Here is a 407-nt window from a genome sequence, read left to right on the forward strand (position 1 = left end):
GTATGCAGTTGGCGCGGCCATCATCGCACGCCCTGCGGCGGAGCGGGAGGCCGGTCCTCGGCGCCCGCCCGGACGGCGAGGACGGTTGTGCCGCCTTGCCAGTTCTTTACACTTCAGGAACAGGTGTGGGCGGCCCGACGGCAAGGGGATGGGCATGACGTTGCAGCGGTCGGCACCGATCACGGGGGACGCGTACCGGGCGATGCCCGCACAGCCCCCCGCGCCGGCGCGGGAGGCGCTCAGCGGGTGCGCCCCGGTGGTACGGGATCTGCGCGGACGCGCCGGAGCGGGCCCCGACGGCCTCGATTTCGCCCCCGGGGACATCGCGGTGGTCTCCGGTCTCCCCGGCGGGGGCAAGTCCACCCTGATCCGGCGCGCCGTGACCGGCCACGCGATCGACTCCCAGG

1 pseudogene is annotated in these 407 nt (G+C 74.4%); it reads left to right on the top strand.

Features of this window, described 5'->3' with window-relative positions:
* Positions 1 to 154: 154 nt before the first annotated feature.
* Positions 155 to 407 (top strand): annotated as a pseudogene (locus LPA54_RS40675) (ATP-binding protein); the annotation flags it as partial.

It is taken from the genome of Streptomyces sp. DH12, from assembly GCF_020873895.1.
GTDB lineage: Bacteria > Actinomycetota > Actinomycetes > Streptomycetales > Streptomycetaceae > Streptomyces.